Origin of the sequence: Bacillus sp. FSL R9-9530 (genome assembly GCF_038008145.1) — a bacterium.
In the GTDB taxonomy this organism is placed as follows: Bacteria; Bacillota; Bacilli; order Bacillales; family Bacillaceae_G; genus Bacillus_A; species Bacillus_A mycoides.
The window spans coordinates 1,038,623-1,054,602 of record NZ_JBBOYO010000001.1 but is presented as its reverse complement, the minus strand read 5'-3'; the positions used below and the strand labels follow the sequence as shown (position 1 = coordinate 1,054,602).

Annotated in this window: 20 protein-coding genes, 4 pseudogenes and 1 other annotated feature (1 of these 25 cut by a window edge); of the genes and pseudogenes, 9 read left to right on the top strand and 15 right to left on the bottom strand. The window is 32.5% G+C overall.

From position 1 onward, the window contains the following. Positions 1-64: a binding site (T-box leader), on the bottom strand (it extends 147 nt beyond the left edge of the window). Positions 65-445: 381 nt separating this feature from the next. Continuing rightward, on the top strand, positions 446-1,264 hold the full coding sequence (proC, locus tag MKX66_RS05145; RefSeq protein WP_078184931.1) for a pyrroline-5-carboxylate reductase: 819 nt from the start codon (positions 446-448) through the stop codon (positions 1,262-1,264). Positions 1,265-1,735: 471 nt separating this feature from the next. On the opposite strand, the gene MKX66_RS05140 is transcribed toward proC, so the two are convergent. Together MKX66_RS05140 and MKX66_RS05135 are read right to left on the bottom strand one after the other, a co-directional pair. Beyond that, complete coding sequence (locus MKX66_RS05140; RefSeq protein WP_061675371.1) at positions 1,736-2,767, bottom strand: fatty acid desaturase; 1,032 nt, start codon at positions 2,765-2,767, stop codon at positions 1,736-1,738. A gap of 241 nt (positions 2,768-3,008) precedes the next feature. Next, positions 3,009-3,164 carry a hypothetical protein gene (locus tag MKX66_RS05135; protein WP_002168135.1) on the bottom strand — a complete coding sequence of 52 codons (156 nt, stop codon included), beginning with the start codon at positions 3,162-3,164 and terminating at the stop codon, positions 3,009-3,011. Between the two features lie 476 nt (positions 3,165-3,640). Here MKX66_RS05135 and MKX66_RS05130 point away from each other — a divergent pair. The 3 genes and pseudogenes from MKX66_RS05130 to MKX66_RS05120 all read left to right on the top strand — a co-directional run bounded on the left by MKX66_RS05130 (position 3,641) and on the right by MKX66_RS05120 (position 5,703). Beyond that, positions 3,641-4,230, top strand: a pseudogene (locus MKX66_RS05130) (hypothetical protein). Positions 4,231-4,994: 764 nt separating this feature from the next. Beyond that, positions 4,995-5,477, top strand: coding sequence for a DUF2975 domain-containing protein (locus MKX66_RS05125; protein ID WP_002032872.1), 483 nt, complete (start codon positions 4,995-4,997; stop codon positions 5,475-5,477). Between the two features lie 10 nt (positions 5,478-5,487). Further along, positions 5,488-5,703 carry a helix-turn-helix domain-containing protein gene (locus MKX66_RS05120; RefSeq protein WP_000974615.1) on the top strand — a complete coding sequence of 72 codons (216 nt, stop codon included), beginning with the start codon at positions 5,488-5,490 and terminating at the stop codon, positions 5,701-5,703. A 41-nt stretch (positions 5,704-5,744) separates the two neighbouring features. Here the strand turns inward: MKX66_RS05120 and MKX66_RS05115 are convergent, their stop codons facing one another. From MKX66_RS05115 to MKX66_RS05070, 11 genes and pseudogenes are all read right to left on the bottom strand, one after another. After that, complete coding sequence (locus MKX66_RS05115) at positions 5,745-6,056, bottom strand: hypothetical protein (RefSeq protein WP_002190010.1); 312 nt, start codon at positions 6,054-6,056, stop codon at positions 5,745-5,747. Positions 6,057-6,163: 107 nt separating this feature from the next. Beyond that, a pseudogene (locus MKX66_RS05110) lies at positions 6,164-6,328 on the bottom strand (DUF3887 domain-containing protein); the annotation flags it as partial. A 198-nt stretch (positions 6,329-6,526) separates the two neighbouring features. Further along, on the bottom strand, positions 6,527-7,111 hold the full coding sequence (locus MKX66_RS05105) for an SMI1/KNR4 family protein (protein ID WP_016101155.1): 585 nt from the start codon (positions 7,109-7,111) through the stop codon (positions 6,527-6,529). Between the two features lie 210 nt (positions 7,112-7,321). Continuing rightward, entirely contained in the window at positions 7,322-7,510 is a 189-nt protein-coding gene (locus MKX66_RS05100; protein WP_016101154.1) for a hypothetical protein, read from the bottom strand. A gap of 15 nt (positions 7,511-7,525) precedes the next feature. Further along, the gene (locus tag MKX66_RS05095) at positions 7,526-7,969 is read right to left on the bottom strand and encodes a hypothetical protein (protein WP_002032882.1); all 444 of its coding nucleotides are present in this window, start codon (positions 7,967-7,969) and stop codon (positions 7,526-7,528) included. Between the two features lie 23 nt (positions 7,970-7,992). Then, entirely contained in the window at positions 7,993-8,355 is a 363-nt protein-coding gene (locus MKX66_RS05090; RefSeq protein WP_002032883.1) for a hypothetical protein, read from the bottom strand. Between the two features lie 42 nt (positions 8,356-8,397). Beyond that, positions 8,398-8,667 carry a hypothetical protein gene (locus MKX66_RS05085; RefSeq protein WP_002032885.1) on the bottom strand — a complete coding sequence of 90 codons (270 nt, stop codon included), beginning with the start codon at positions 8,665-8,667 and terminating at the stop codon, positions 8,398-8,400. A 361-nt stretch (positions 8,668-9,028) separates the two neighbouring features. Next, positions 9,029-9,130 (bottom strand): annotated as a pseudogene (locus MKX66_RS30825) (DUF3887 domain-containing protein); the annotation flags it as partial. Next, on the bottom strand, positions 9,120-9,704 hold the full coding sequence (locus tag MKX66_RS05080) for a kinase (RefSeq protein ID WP_061688462.1): 585 nt from the start codon (positions 9,702-9,704) through the stop codon (positions 9,120-9,122). The pseudogene MKX66_RS30825 and the gene MKX66_RS05080, both read right to left, overlap by 11 nt. Further along, positions 9,704-10,246 (bottom strand): GNAT family N-acetyltransferase, encoded by a 543-nt coding sequence (locus tag MKX66_RS05075; protein WP_002032891.1) that lies wholly within the window; start codon positions 10,244-10,246, stop codon positions 9,704-9,706. The genes MKX66_RS05080 and MKX66_RS05075 overlap by 1 nt, the downstream gene beginning before the upstream one ends. Before the next feature lie 15 nt (positions 10,247-10,261). After that, positions 10,262-10,645, bottom strand: coding sequence for a VOC family protein (locus MKX66_RS05070; RefSeq protein WP_002084828.1), 384 nt, complete (start codon positions 10,643-10,645; stop codon positions 10,262-10,264). A gap of 282 nt (positions 10,646-10,927) precedes the next feature. Between MKX66_RS05070 and MKX66_RS05065 the strand changes: the two genes are divergently transcribed. Together MKX66_RS05065 and MKX66_RS05060 are read left to right on the top strand one after the other, a co-directional pair. After that, entirely contained in the window at positions 10,928-11,176 is a 249-nt protein-coding gene (locus tag MKX66_RS05065) for a hypothetical protein (protein WP_000433610.1), read from the top strand. 144 nt (positions 11,177-11,320) lie between these two features. Further along, positions 11,321-11,560 (top strand): annotated as a pseudogene (locus MKX66_RS05060) (hypothetical protein). 119 nt (positions 11,561-11,679) lie between these two features. On the opposite strand, the gene MKX66_RS05055 reads toward MKX66_RS05060, so the two are convergent. Both MKX66_RS05055 and MKX66_RS05050 read right to left on the bottom strand, forming a co-directional pair. Then, the gene (locus MKX66_RS05055) at positions 11,680-12,216 is read right to left on the bottom strand and encodes a DUF2812 domain-containing protein (protein ID WP_098767607.1); all 537 of its coding nucleotides are present in this window, start codon (positions 12,214-12,216) and stop codon (positions 11,680-11,682) included. 7 nt (positions 12,217-12,223) lie between these two features. Next, a complete protein-coding gene (locus MKX66_RS05050) occupies positions 12,224-12,541 on the bottom strand; it encodes a PadR family transcriptional regulator (protein ID WP_088035481.1) in 318 nt (105 codons plus the stop codon). Positions 12,542-12,745: 204 nt separating this feature from the next. On the opposite strand from MKX66_RS05050, the gene MKX66_RS05045 reads away from it, so the two are divergent. From MKX66_RS05045 to MKX66_RS05035, 3 genes are read left to right on the top strand one after another with little or no spacing between them, the layout of a single operon-like run. Continuing rightward, positions 12,746-13,675 (top strand): AAA family ATPase, encoded by a 930-nt coding sequence (locus tag MKX66_RS05045; RefSeq protein WP_061674891.1) that lies wholly within the window; start codon positions 12,746-12,748, stop codon positions 13,673-13,675. After that, positions 13,672-14,835: a DUF58 domain-containing protein gene (locus MKX66_RS05040; RefSeq protein ID WP_215589817.1), complete on the top strand. Its 1,164-nt coding sequence runs from the start codon at positions 13,672-13,674 to the stop codon at positions 14,833-14,835. Before MKX66_RS05045 ends, MKX66_RS05040 begins: the two co-directional genes overlap by 4 nt. Next, complete coding sequence (locus MKX66_RS05035; protein WP_341085697.1) at positions 14,810-15,919, top strand: DUF4018 domain-containing protein; 1,110 nt, start codon at positions 14,810-14,812, stop codon at positions 15,917-15,919. The genes MKX66_RS05040 and MKX66_RS05035 overlap by 26 nt, the downstream gene beginning before the upstream one ends. Positions 15,920-15,980: the final 61 nt, after the last annotated feature.

Below are 15,980 nucleotides of genomic sequence, written 5' to 3'. Positions count from 1 at the left end.
AGCCGGTGAATTCCACTCTCTTTCGTAAGAAGACATATGTACTATTTCCCTTCAACGATTTTCCATTTGATTTTTTATATTATGCTATATATTTCGTTTTTGTGTCAAGAGGTATTTTGCAAAATGAATAGAGCGACAAGCTTTAAGTATGAAATTATGTACACACTTATGAATATCACCATATCTAGAAAAAGTTGATATAACTATACCTATTCTCCAACATGCTTTTAAACGTTACCAAATAGTAAATAACATAAAATATTAAATAATTGAGAATGCACTTGTTTAGTACAGAATAAAATTGATTTCTTTATTTTTTGTATTGCAAAAAAGAACGTATTCTCTTAGAATGTTTCTTTATATTGCACTTGGATGTTATTGTTATTTTAGAATAATAATTTGAAACCGATATAATTTATGATAAAAGGAGCCAGATTGAGTTATTATGGACAAACAAATTGGATTCATCGGATGCGGAAATATGGGAATGGCTATGATTGGCGGGATGATAAACAAAAATATAGTGTCTTCAAATAAAATCATTTGTTCAGATTTAAACACTACGAATTTAAAAAATGCTAGTGAAAAATATGGACTAACTACAACAACTGACAACAATGAAGTAGCTAAAAATGCTGATATTTTAATTTTATCAATTAAACCAGACCTATACGCATCAATAATTAACGAAATAAAAGAAGTGATAAAAAACGATGTTATCGTCGTAACGATCGCTGCAGGAAAAAGCATTAAAAGTACTGAAGATGCTTTTGATAAAAAGTTGAAGGTTGTACGAGTAATGCCTAATACACCTGCTCTTGTTGGAGAAGGAATGTCTGCGCTATGTCCTAATGAAATGGTGACAGAAAAAGATTTAGAAGATGTATTAATCCTTTTCAATAGTTTTGGTCAAACGGAGATCGTAAGTGAAAAATTAATGGATGTTGTAACATCTGTAAGTGGTTCTTCGCCAGCATATGTATATATGATTATAGAAGCAATGGCAGATGCAGCTGTATTAGATGGTATGCCAAGAAATCAAGCATATAAATTCGCAGCTCAAGCTGTGTTAGGCTCTGCAAAAATGGTACTAGAAACAGGCATACATCCAGGTGAATTGAAAGATATGGTTTGTTCCCCTGGCGGAACAACTATAGAAGCTGTAGCAACATTAGAGGAAAAAGGCTTACGAACAGCCATCATTTCAGCTATGCAGCGTTGTACGCAAAAGTCTGTTGAACTATCCGGTCAAACTAAAAAGTAACAACTGCAAAAAAGACCAGATTAGCTGAATACACAAATCTTTAAACAGCTTTACACTTTATGCACATGTGGTTTTACATACTCCCCTGTTTCCACTAAAAGATAAACGGACAAATTCATGAATAATTGAGTTTGTCCGTTTTGCATTTTATTATCTCAAAATAACTTCATAACTCTTATTGTTATTTGTTTTGCAGATTAAGATACTTTGGTATTACGTTTACATCATTTCCTGTCTGTTGAAATATTCTCAGAGACGAAGCATGATATTCATTAAAAAAGTTGTGGTATCAAACGCTTCACATTGTTAACATAACATATTTACTGTCTCCTTTATTAATGCCTGTTTCCTAATCCACCTCCATTACAATTTAAATCATTTAAGTTTTCTCCATATCGTACATCTACTAGTTAAACAAAAACTCCCCTTAAGTCAAAAATGATTAAGGGGAGTCAGTTATATGTGGTGAAGTTATAGTTCTGATTTTACTGGAACAGAAACATTGTTTTTTACTAATTTTTTGACGTCTTTAAAGGTAACAAAATTGTTGTTTTGCTCATCCCAAAGACGGAAACGAATTGACCGCAAGCTTGTAGCAAGAGTAATCGTTGGTACATTTTTTAAAGGAAGCGTATTATTGTGTGCCTCTTCTAGTTTATAGTTAGGTACTCTTGGACTTAAATGGTGAACATGATGAAATCCAATATTACCAGTTAAAAATTGCAGGATTTTGGGAAGTTTATAAAACGAACTTCCTTCCACTGCCGCTTTCACATATTCCCAATCTTTATCTTCTTCAAAATAAGAATCCTCGAATGTGTGCTGTACGTAAAACAGCCAAATACCTATTGAACCTGCTATTAAGAATATGGAACCGTGTACTAAAAGAAACGATTGCCATCCGAGTGCCCAGCAAAGTAACCCTACTAAAGCAACGATTAACACATTCGTCAAATAGGTGTTCATGCGTTCCTTCTTTCTAGCACCTTTTCTGTTAAATCTATTTTTAAGTAGGAAAACATAAATCGGGCCTAATCCAAACATAACGAATGGGTTGCGATATAAACGATATGCTAAACGGAGTCTAAATGGCGCTGCCAAATATTCATTCACTGTAAGTGTCCAAATATCTCCTGTACCTCGCTTATCCAAATTACCACTTGTAGCGTGATGAACGGAATGCTCATGCCCCCATTGATCAAACGGGAATAAAGTTAAAACACCCATACATGTCCCTACTATTCTATTTACACGACGGCTTTTAAAGAAAGAATGATGGGTACAATCATGAAAAATAATGAAAACCCGTGTCATAAATCCAGCGGCTAACACAGCTGGAACTAATGCTAACCAATAAGAAACGGACAAACTTTTATAAGCAAGGTACCATAAGATAATAAATGGCACTACCGTATTGATGATTTGCCAAACACTTTTTTTTGCCGTTGATTTTTCAAAAGGAGCAACTTGTTTTTTTAAATTTTTAGTATTTTGTAATGTCATTTTTTCTAATTCCTTTCCTTTATGTTGCTAATTCGTATTATAACACATTATTAGTAGTAGGTGTTATACGCAGGTATAATAAATATTTTATACTATGAAAATCTCTTTTTTCTTACTCATTCCTTACAAATTGCTTACGTCCAGAATAGCTTCTATTATAGGATAGAAGGAGCATTTGTGCCTGAAATTCCGAAGTTTTTCCCAATAAATATATTAATTAAAAAGAAACACAGAGTTTTTTTCACTTCTGTACTGCCCCGTTTCCACAATAAGAAGTGAGCTGTCCTGCTTTTTTCGTCTCAGCTTTTACCTCGTTATCGTTCATTATGCTTCCTGTACCTAGTACAATCGTTCCCACTAATGCTAGCCTCATTATCTTTTTACGAAGATTCATCATTGTTGCTCCTCCATAAGCTGTTTTCGACATCCTCAATGTAAACAAGGATTTGATTTTCCATAACATTTACGCAAGCTTATATTTATTCTTTTTTATTATTAATTCCCCACTGTCAGGAAACTAACAATAACCAGTTTTCTAGAACGATAAAAAACGAATAACATACACAATGAACGTAATGTTCACTTGTTACAACTGATTTTACCGGAACCAGATCTATTTCATGAAACAAATCAAATTACATTTAAAATAAAAAACTAGTCTATTTTGAAAACTTCCCTCACTTTTATTTAACTGTTATTCTATATAAAATATAAAAATTCAACGTCCGTTTATTTAATTTCAAATCTATGATATATTCAAAATATTAATCACACAAAGTTAATAAAATGAAAACAAGGGAAATTTATGAAAAAATATATTTTATATTCATACTAAAATCACATAGTTTTTAGTATAGAAAGGAGATTCAAAATTTGAATAAGAATTTAACCAAAATTACATTAATAAGCGGTCTCGCTCTCATACTTTATCATTTTTTCAAATGGTATTTAGTTGAATTCCTTACCCCATTTGTTATGCCATTTCTTTCAATAATAGTTCATGGATTGTTTTTCTTAATATTAATTTTCACAATCATACATCTTATCAAATACAAAAATTGGAAACCGTTAATTATTCAATTAGTCATAATAATTACTTGGATATGTATACCATTTAATGAGATTTATATAAATTTAGATTTTATTATCTATAAAGAAGACCGTGAAAAAGTTATAACACTTATAGAACATAAAGAGTTAACTCCTAATGTTCATTATGATAGTAGACAAATTCATTTACCTAAACAGTTTGCATCCACTTCCAAAAACGGTGGGGATGTAATTATTCAACAAAATAAAAATGGTATTTCTGTTTTCTTTTTTACTTATCGTGGTATATTAGATAATTTTTCAGGATTTATTTATACACCAAATGATACTAGACCAAACAAATACGACTTTAATAATGAATATAAAGAAATCACAAAAATAGAAAAAACTGGTATTATGTGACATCATATTAAAGAACACAAAAATTTTCTTTTAATTATATTAAAAACATACCGTATTTATAGAAAGGGAATGCTTGTATACTATATACTGATCTGTACTGCATTCCCTAATTAAGCCCGAAACGGATTCTTGTCGTATTAGCTCATTCAAGGTGATGCATTTTTTTTACAAGCGATACATCTTTTTTATCATATACGTCGCTTTAACACCACTCAATATAGAGGGTGCTATTTCAAATGACTCGAACCTTAACATAGGAGTAGCATTACACATCCATCAACTTAAGAATTTTCTCGTTTTGGATTATTTGTTTTTCTCAGCTTGATTGTGACAGGGCACTGCCAACAAAAAGCGATTTTCGTACGCTAAGCGATCTTTTGTATAAAAAAGCCGATTTCTTGTAATCTAAAGGATAATCGGCTTTTTACTATTCATTTATTTGTAGTAGTTGAAGAAATTCTAAAGGTATAATCATATTAATTATTATCTATAAAGTGAAACTTTAATCAGAGGTTTTTTTTTCCATCCCCACTGATTATTAGCCTTCACCAATCGGGCTTTTACGGGCAGCCCGACTCCCACAAATAGCGGGATAAGAACGACTTAATCGTTACTTTTAACATAACATCATTTACAAAAAGAAGGAATGATTATCTTCATTAAAATACAAAATTGGTTTAACAATAAAAACAAGATTATAATAAATAAAAATTTATTGTTAAACGATAAATTTCATGTTAGATTAAATAGATAATATTTAAATGAGGTGCTTTATATGAAACAAGGATCAACACTCTTTTTAAAGACAGCTATTATTCTGATTGGAATCCCTGTTCTTGCTTTATGTATATTTTTAGTTCCTAACATAGGGAAATATGCAGCGGAATTGTTCCCGGATATTGCATTTATAAAATATCTTGTTTTAATCAATCTATATGCAACCGTGATACCTTTTTATTTTGCTCTATATCAAGCCTTTAAACTTGTAAGCTTCATTGACAAGGGTAACGCTTTCTCGAAATTATCTGTTAGGGCTTTAAAAAAGATAAAAAACTGTGCAGTAACAATCAGTATTTTATATGTGGTAGGTATGCCACTCTTCTATCTTGTAGCGGAAAGAGATGATGCACCTGGTATTATTATACTTGGCATGCTCCTAATCTTTGCTTCAATGGTTATCGCAGTCTTTGCTGCCGTTCTCCAAAGACTTTTAAAAGATGCGATAGATATAAAATCAGAAAATGATTTAACGGTCTGAGGTGAATAACATGGCAATAATAATTAATATTGATGTAATGTTAGCTAAAAGAAAAATGAGTGTAACAGAGCTTTCGGAGAAGGTTGGAATTACAATGGCTAACCTTTCTATATTAAAAAATGGAAAAGCAAAAGCAATTAGAATTACAACTTTAGATGCTATTTGTAAAGCATTAGAATGCCAACCTGGGGATATTTTAGAATATCAACCTGAAGATACCGAATAAAAAGAGTCCTTCTATTAATGAAGGACTCTTTTTATTGCTCATTACGGCGCGAAGCTAACTTGACCCGTCAAAACTAAAATAATTGCGATGATCCAAAATATAAAAAATGATGAGGACAGTACTAATGAAATAATAGCTATCCCCTTTTTCTCTGTTTTTTTCGTCATTGTGATTATTGAAAGTATAATACCTACACCTGTAAGAGCAATCGTTACATAATCTCCAACTATATTTCCCGCATTCGCTATTCTCGTCGGAGTTATAAAAACGAATAAAAAACACATAATTCCGATGAGTAAAGATATATAGCTTATTATACTGTACTTTTTTTTGGGAACTATTTCGGTTTTCATAATACCCACCCCTTTTATATAGCTATGTGTTCATATTAGCGCGAATAACCATAATTTGGTTAAAACAAAAAAACAGATACAGTGGAAACTTCCACTGTATCTGTTTTTTATTTAATATATAAACCTGCTATTTCTTCTTTAGCGTTATAAGTTATGATAAAGGTACGTTGTTCTTTACTATATTTTGCTACAAGAACAACAGTATATAAACCATCTTTTTCTTCAATCGACTTTTTTTCAATCTTTTCGAATATACCAGCTTTTTCAATTACATGTAAAGTGATAATAATGTTATTTAATTCTGATTTAAAAATATAAGAGCCTCGCTACAAATCATATTGTAGTAAGGCTCTTTAAAGTTGTTTAATTTCTAACCTTTTAAATGAGTTTGTAGACAAATATAAATAATAAATTTGTTTAAATCTTGTTCAACTAAAGCTCCCATTAGTTGAAGTGTAATTCTTCACAAATTATTGAGATTCTTCTTCTAGAAAATTAAAATCACCATCAATAAGATCCTGTAAATACTCATCAAAGCTGTTTGCAATCACTTCATATTCATCAGGGTCGTGCAAAAAACGAATTATTTGACCACATACACCTTCATCAGAAGGGTTAAAATCAATATAGAGTCTTGATGTTCCACCATTGTTCATACAGTCTGAAAAATGAATATAAGTGCCAGGGAGAAGTCCTTTTGGATTTATCTTAGAATCAACAGTATCCTCGTCATCTTGGTATTCTAAAAGATAAGAGACGTCTTCTTCTTCTTTTGAACTTTCGAGCATCTGCTGTGTAGAAAGCAAATAATATGGATACTCTTCAACATCTGAGCCTAAAATACATACCGCAACTTTGTTTTCTCCATATTTCCGCCAATATGTACCATCAATATTTTCAAGTAAAGAGATTAGTGATTCTGGACAATTTGGATATTCTGACCTTAATGTATCAATATCATCTTTTGTAGCACCGTACGCTTTATTTAGTGCCTCGAGATCATCTGTTGATAATGCTGCTCTCAAGCCGTTTAAAAATTTGTTTACCAAATCCATTATTTCGTCCTCCCAATAATAAAATATAAAATTTTTTTATTAGTCTATATACCTAACATAAATAAGATTATTCACTTTTATCGAAAGCCTCATTTCATCTTTTTGTTCAAGCAAATGTAAGCAGATAATCCCATTGTAATTATTGATAGGGTGAGTTGAGCATATTTTCCCACTTGAAATATGTCCGTAAATATCAAAATTAGGTCATTTTCACTCTACTATGATAAAACCTTCTAACTCGAATGCCATTGATGGTTCACTATTTACTTGTGTATGTAAGTTACCTTCTTCGTCTATTACTACAACTGTGTCTATTAACCCATCTGCACTTAATATATCACCTAATTTTAAGTCTTGACCCTTTACCGTTTTGATACCTAGTTCTATATTTGGAATCATGTTCCTACCATCCTATTAGAAATTATAATTTAAAAATGGTAACTTTACACTAGTGTCTACTTCTCCTGTATACAACTCTACAAATACATTTGAAGTTTCATGCGGTATATAGATTGTTGTGACTTTCTCGTCAATATGTACGTAAGCAATTACTTCCATGTATTCATCACAGTCTTTCATAGGTACAAAGGTTAGACAAGGAGATACCCCTAAAGGTACTTCTTTCTTATCTATAAATTCCTTACACATGACAGTCTTCTCTACTTGATATGTAGTTATATGTACATTGTCTACTTCTGTTATTTTTACATTAGTCGGTATCTCTATCCCTAATAGATTACACCAACTGTTTAAGATGGACCTTTTCTCTGTACTTAATATAATGTCACCTTCACCATTTAAAACAAAAAGAGACTCCTTTTGGTCTCTCCCTACTTTTACCTGTTTCATCTCAATCATATTGCATACTCCTTTGTGAAATATTAGTTGAAGTATTGTTTCAGTAACTCACTACCTGTTTTAAGTCTTGTATAATATTGTCCATCTTTCTTCTCGAATTCACCGTTGTTAGCAAATTCTTTCTTTACACTTTCTAAGTTCGATGAATCAATAATACCAAACACATCGCCTATTTCAAAGTTACCTTCTTCATTTATACACTCTTCTAATAAGTAGTATTTGTCTTCTTCTAAAGGAACTATCTTACCTTTTGTAATCGAATACAGATGTTTTGTTTCCTCTACCTGTACCGTAATAAAAATCCAACCAACTCTTACAATGGTACATGGCGTTAACCCCTCAAATGTAAGTGCAACTACTTTTTGGTCTTTCTTGAATTTCCCCATCCTTGGTACCCCTTTAAATAGATTTATTTCTCCTAAAGTCTACTATTTTATAGCGTAACCATAGTCTCTCAAACATCTATCTGCCCTAAGTAATACATCTCTAAGAGTTTCCTTTTCTGTATATCCTAGTTCACTAATCTTTTTTTTTGCATATTCTAGTTCACTATCAATCGTATTCCAGTATACTTTACCGTATTTCGTTACAGTTTCTACATGAATATCCTCAACATAAGCTTCGTGTCGTTCCATTACATCTTTACCGTTTTCTCTATATCCTAAATACTTATAGAATGCACCTACCCCTAGTACCACTTACCTTAGTAAAACCTGCTCTTGCACTACCTATATGGAATGGCATGTTCTACCCCTCTTTTATTTTAATATGATATTATAGCGTTCTCTTTGTTGTGAACTCATAAACTGCCCTACAAATTGTAGTTCATGCCAGTTAAACTCTTTCATGGCAACATAGATGACAGTTAACTTATTGTCTACCATTCCATAATATACCCATTCTTGCTTTGCCTTTGAAAAATTATGCTTTTCTACACTTTGTAATAAATTGAAATTTTTTTATAGAACTAACCTGCATGGTTAGTTCTATAAGAATTAAAGAACTTTATTATTTTTTAAAGGATTTTATTATTTTTTAAACAACTTTATTATCGCTTAACATTACAGGCGTAAGATCTTTCATTTTCCCCTCTGATAATGCGGTTTTCATCTTGCTATCAAATTTCCCATGCACTTCTTTATACTTAGCTTCATTTTGTAATTACTAAATCCGCCCTATCCCTCGGAGATTCCGCTTCCCAATAATACTCCTCCGCTTTCCAATACCTACTTTGAAATTTTGAAAGATTCTTCTGCGTTTCTGGACTTTCACGTAGAAACCTTGTCTCTCTTGAACAATCCAAATACACCATATAATGAAAGAAATCTCTCCATTCTTTTCGTTGAAGAAAAACTCCTTCTACAATTATTACACCTACTAAAGGAAGCTGTATTTCTTTCATTTCACATGAGTCTGTTCCATCATGATAAAAAGGTAATTCTAATTCAATAGCGCTTTGTAACTTTTGAAAAAGGTTTCGCAGCAAGCAATCGATATCCCATTGAAAGTTGTAATACTCATACCACTCTGCAAATCCAGTATTATATCGCTTGTTACGCTCGGTTATGTGATCATCAATATGAAAAATATGAAACGGGATTCCATTTCGTTTCATATTTTCTTCTAATTTTTTAACCAACGTTGTTTTACCCGAACGACTTAGTCCGTCTATACCTAATATAAATCGCTCATCTTTATGGTCCTTAATAACCTTCATTATCTCATTTGTGCTCATTACTTTTGCCAATCTTCTTTTAATAATGAATAAACGACCGTGTCATGAGCAACATCATTTTGAATCATATATTTTCGAAGTAATCCTTCTTCTTGAAATCCGGATTTTTTTAATAAATTACGGGAAGCTTCATTTTCTATATATACGACAGCTGCAATTCTTATAAAATGCAACGTTTCAAATCCGTAAGCTAGCATTGCTTGCAGTGCTTCGGTTGCGTATCCTTGTCCCCAATATGTATCATCTAGCTCATAACCAATTTCAGCTCGTTTATGATGCTTGTTAATTAAATGAAACCCACACGTACCAATTAATTGATCCGTGCCTTTCTTCTCTATTCCCCAGCGAAATACGCTTCCCTCTTCATTACGCTTTCTAAACGTTTGAATAGTCGTTTTCGCTTGCTCAATATTTTCGAAAGAGTCCATTCCGAAATAACGAATAACGGATTCTTTTGAAAAATAATGGAACATCGCTTCTGCATCTAATAGTGTAAGTTCTCTTAATAGTAAACGTTCTGTTTCTAATTTTGGAAACCCCATCCTCTTTTTCTCCTTCTATTCTAATGAACTACAAATTTCAATATAATTACCGTCTGGATCGGCAATGTAAGCAATTGTTTGTCCCCACGGTTTTACGATTGGCTCAACTAGAACTTTCACCCCTTGTTCTTTTAATTTCTCAATCGTTTCCTTTACATCCTCTACAACAAACCCTAACTCAAAATGGGAAGATTGTAGTACACCTTCTGTAAGAGGTAGTCCCGTTAACTCCTTAACATCCTCTCGTGTATTCATCGCTAAAATTGTTGCTCCTGTTTCAAATTCAATATATGTACCGTGCTCTGCTCTTATTGGCAATCTTAAAATTTCTTTATAAAACTGAAGACATTGCTCAAACTTTTCTACATATAAAATAATGTATTTCATTTTTAAGTTCATAATTATTCCCCCTTAACCTTCACCTCTAAAAATTCGACAAATGTTTTTAAAAACCTTGTACCTTATTGAGATGAACACAAAAAAATGAGGCCGATTTCTCGGCCCCCCAGCTTATTGGCATAAAACAGGAGATTTGGTTTGGACATAACCAGTTCTTACATTTATTATATTTTATTTTTTCTGAATTTTAAATATAATAAACACCTATTTATATTGAGAAAGTTTTTTTACTTGCATAAAATCATACCGCTTAAGAAATGCTACAAATGGAGGTGTATACATATGGAACCAATGCTATGTCCAAGCTGTAAAACGAACCGAACGCGCTTTAATATTCTTGAGCAACAAGTAAAACCAGTAAAATTAAATCCGCAAACTGGTCAAGTAGAAGAAGAATACACAAATGAAACGATGAACGCTTTTCATATGGCTTATCAAGGACCTACTTACCGCGTCCAATGTGCTGTATGCGGGCTTGTTGAAAACCCAGAGCAATTTATAAAACCTGCGCAAAATCAGTCTTTCTCATAAAATCAGTACTATCCCTTATAGAAATAGATTTTTCTTTAAGGGATTTTTCCTTTTAATGAGGTAGTACAAAACGTATTTCTTCCTTATTATATTTTAAACTCCATACTCTTCTTGTAATATTTACATAAGAGATTAGTTTGCCACATGATCATACTCTACTTTTGGATTTTCGATTGGAAGAAGATAACAACTCCTTACGGTCTAGCTATATGAATTGTTTCTACTGTTTGCGGCTTTTTACTTTATTACCACTTTAAACATCAAAACTCTAATAAAATAGTATTAATCAGTAGTTCATTATTATTAATCGTTTCTTCATCATTTATGACTTTTTTAGGTATTATTACTAGTATTATCTTTGTAACTGTTAGTTCTATGCCTTAAATATACAGTCTTTTATTATGTAAAAAAGAGTGAACAAAATAAAATTACATAGAAATGAAAGAAGATGATTCCCGTATATAATATCTACGAAATCATCTTCTTTTAAAATCCACTCTTTATTATAATATTTCGCTTTTCAATTTCTTAATTTTCCAAGAGAGCCTTATAAAGAGATACATATACATACAACCAACAAACCCCAGCATAACTTTCGCCCAAATTGGCACTCTTGATTCTGTTGAACTTAAAAATGCGTTATACATTGAGGGTAATATAGTTATTGAAATAAAGGCAAAAAATTGTAGTAATTCCTTCATTTTTTGTACCTTCGTTTCCTTTTCTGAATAAATATCAGGCAACTCTTTTTCCTCTTCTACATCTTTACAAAAATAATTCCATTTTGCAAAACTCGTTACATGTTTCCATCCACACATTTCATATATTTCAATATATTCTTTTTGTTTTTCCTTTGAATCTTTATAATCCAATCTAAAATCTGCTTTATATACTACATCTTTCGGCTTAGTTTTCTGAAACGTATACATTATATTATATTTTTGTAATGCCCAGCCTTGTTGGTGCATATTCCGTAAAAAAGCTTCTTCTTTTTCTAAGCTCCATACCGCAAAAGGTTTGAATATCTTCTTTGTCTCCATCTTCCATTCACTCCCCTAAAATACTATTTCCATTCCCTACAGATCGTTGTAATCTTTTATACTCCAATTCCAACACTTCTCTACCAAATGGTGTTAACTCGTAACATTTCTTCCTATCGGTAGAGGCAACTTCAACAATCAATTTTTCTTTTAATAACTTCGTCGTATTCCCGTATAAAGTACCAGGACCGAGCTTTACTTCCCCATTTGTCATCTCTTCTACCATTTGCATAATTCCATAACCATGCATTGGCTTTACAAGTGACAACAATATGTAATATGTCGCCTCAGTTAATGGAATGTATTTTTGCGCTTTCCCATTCATTATAACTACCTCCGATACATCGCTTCGCGATATATCGACCTTCGATATATCGTATACCGATATTGTATAATCATATTCCAAAATATGCAAGTGGAATTTTAAAATTAAATATCCATTTCTTCAAATTAAAAAATCATATCAATTTTCTGAATAATTTGTTAAAATATAGAAATATCCGCTTTTATTTTGAAAGGAATGATACATATGATAACTAAATTGAAAGAAAACATAGGATCTGTTTTTGTCGGTAAGGAAAATGTAATTGATTTACTCCTCGTTTCATTACTTGCTGATGGACATGTACTGCTTGAAGACGTACCTGGTACTGGAAAAACATTACTAGCAAAAACAATTTCTAAAAGCATTGGTGGTAATTTTTCTCGCGTTCAATTTACCCCTGATGTACTTCCGAGTGATGTAACAGGTATTGAATATTTCAATCCAAAAACTAGTGAATTCGAATTAAGACTTGGACCAGTTATGACAAATATACTACTCGCAGATGAAATTAACCGCGCGATGCCGAGAACACAATCTAGTTTGTTAGAAGCGATGGAAGAACGACAAGTAACGCTTGAAAAGCAGTCTACTCCTCTTCCGAAACCATTCTTTGTTATTGCGACGCAAAACCCGATTGAATCACAAGGAACTTTCCCGCTTCCAGATGCACAACTGGATCGTTTTTTAATGACGATTTCAATTGGTTATCCATCTCCTGAAGATGAATTAAAAATGATGCGCCGTTTTCGTAACAATGCACCGTTAGAAAGCGTCACATCTGTCATTTCTTTAGAAGACATTTTAGAAGCACAGAAACAAGTGAAAGAAATTTTCGTATCAGAACCGTTAGAACATTACATTATTAAGCTTGCTCACGCTACAAGAAATCATGATTACATTGCTAACGGTGTAAGCCCGCGTGCTACATTAGCTTTAGTACGTGCCGTTCAAGCATTAGCCTTTTTACGCGGGAGAGAATATTGCACGCCTGAAGATATACAATTTTTAGTTCCTTCTGTTTGGAATCACCGTATCGTCTTGTCAATGGAAGGAGCTTTACGTACGACAAAAAATGAATTAATGCAAAGGATTTTAAAAGAAGTAGACGTACCTGTGGAGATTGAACAAGCATGAATGGACAGCGCGTTGTAACTGTACCTTTATTTTTTCAGCTCCATATTATTCAATTAACTGTGCCAGGCGCTATACTATTTACGTTTTTTCTGCCGCAACGAATTATTATGTTTCTCTTTTTCTTCTACTATTTATTTGCGATTTTTATTTATAAATATGTCGCTTACATAGAGAAAAAGTTTCAAGTAATAAACGAGAAACAAACAACTCGGCTTTTCCCTGATGAATCTGGACAGTTTTTTATTCATTTAAAAAATGGGGCAAATATACCACTCGTTAATGGTGTTTGTTATTTTCATTTAGATTCTTCCCTTATACCACATAAAGATCAAGGGATTGAACAAATATCAAAAACGTTATTTTCTTTCCCATTTTCACAACCTGCTCATTCGGCACAAAAATGGGATTTAACATTAACCGCAACGAAGCGTGGTGTCTTTCAAATTGAACAATTTGAATGTGTTTTAAAAGACCCTTTTCATTTATTAACTGTACATTTACCTGTTTTTGATAAATTAAAGACTGAAATTATTGTATACCCTACTCCTAAAGAAGTAGCCGGTTTACAAGAACTCCAGCAACTATTAACAGGTTCGTATCGAACGAATTTCTCTTTTTACAATGATGAAACATCCATTATCGGTGTTAAACGATATGAACGCGAATCTTTCCGCTCTATCCATTGGAAAGCATCCGCTAAAATGCAGGCGTTACAAGCGAAGCAATATGAACCAGTAAAAAATTATAGTTGGACGATTTGTCTTTCTTTAGCTGCTGATCGCGGATTCGGCTGGAAAGAAAATATAGAAGACCTTATTTCATTTACAACGTACATTTGTCAATATGCAGCGAAGCATCAAATTCCTTTTGAGTTATTTATTAGTGTTTTAGCAGAAACTGGTGCATTGCATTTACCATTAAACGAAGGACAAACACATTACGCCAAAGCGTTAGAAGAATTAGCACGTATTTCAGATGATAGTACGCTACTTCCGAAACAAGGATTTCTTCATTATGTAACGAGAAAAAGGGAACGCTCATCTACAATGATATACATTGGTTTGCAGAAAAAGGAGCTCCCTCTTCTATCTCAGCCTACGTTCCTCATTAATAATGAAGGGATGGTGGAAAAGCTTGAAAACTTGGCTCTATCACGTTAATGACTTTATTCTGCTCCTCCTCCTTTCGTTATTAACAGAAAGGGACGAACTAGTTGGTATTGCTATATTTTTAGTGACCGGTTATGTAGGAGTATTTTTTATTCATAAATTTATGAATAAAAAAACAACAGGTTTTGTACTACTGTTAGTTATTCAAATAATCGGTTGTTCTTTATTTCTACCTTTCTCTATTTTAGGCACAATATTATTACCACTGTTTTTCTTTATCGTACACTCTGTTGGACCGGGATATCCAGTACAAAAATCGTTAGGCGGTATTGTATGGTTTGTCGTTTCAGCTATATTTTATACCCCCTTTCCGCCATTGTGGAAATTGTTACTATTAACTTTACACATTATGATTACATTTTGGTTAACAGGTTCCAATCGTAATCAACAGCTATTACGTTTCACTTCTATTATTACGATTGGAATAATTAGCGCTTTACTTATTCCGGTATTTCCTTATATTCGGCTTCTTTTTTCTTATATCATACAAGTAGTTGCCTTAGGATTTAGTTATGCTTTAAATCCATTGTTCTCGGCAGCTGCATTAAAAGATACAGACGACTTTTGGTCGAATAAAGGAAATTTAAAAGATCCTCAAATTAAAGAGGAATTGGGGCAGCGTCCTTTTGATCCAACTCTCATAAATAGCATTACAATAATAGCCTGTACAGCCATCGCTATTTACGTCGTTTGGAAAATAGTAAAAAAACGAAAACATTTAAGTTTACCAAATATGCCTGTCTTTGAATCTACAATCATTACTGATAAAGAAGGCATTAGCCAAAAACGCTTCAAACGAAATAAACCACCAAATAACGAAATTCGGAAAGAAATTTTCAAACTCGAGAGCAAGCTATCTCCTCCTTTAAACCGAGAACGAGGAGAAACTGTTGAAGCTTGGCTAGAAAGAATTAATGATGAAGAAGAGGTAAATATTCAGAGTCATATTATTATAGACGCGTATAATGCAGTGCGTTATTCAAATGGTGAAAACACTGTACTTCTGCATGAATTTAAGGAAGAGGTTCATAAGCTTTATGCGTATCAGAAGAGTTTGAAGAAGAAGAGAAAATGATGTATACAAAAAGACTCCTATTAAACTAGGAGTCTTTTTGTGTAAAAGTCCACGTTGCTTT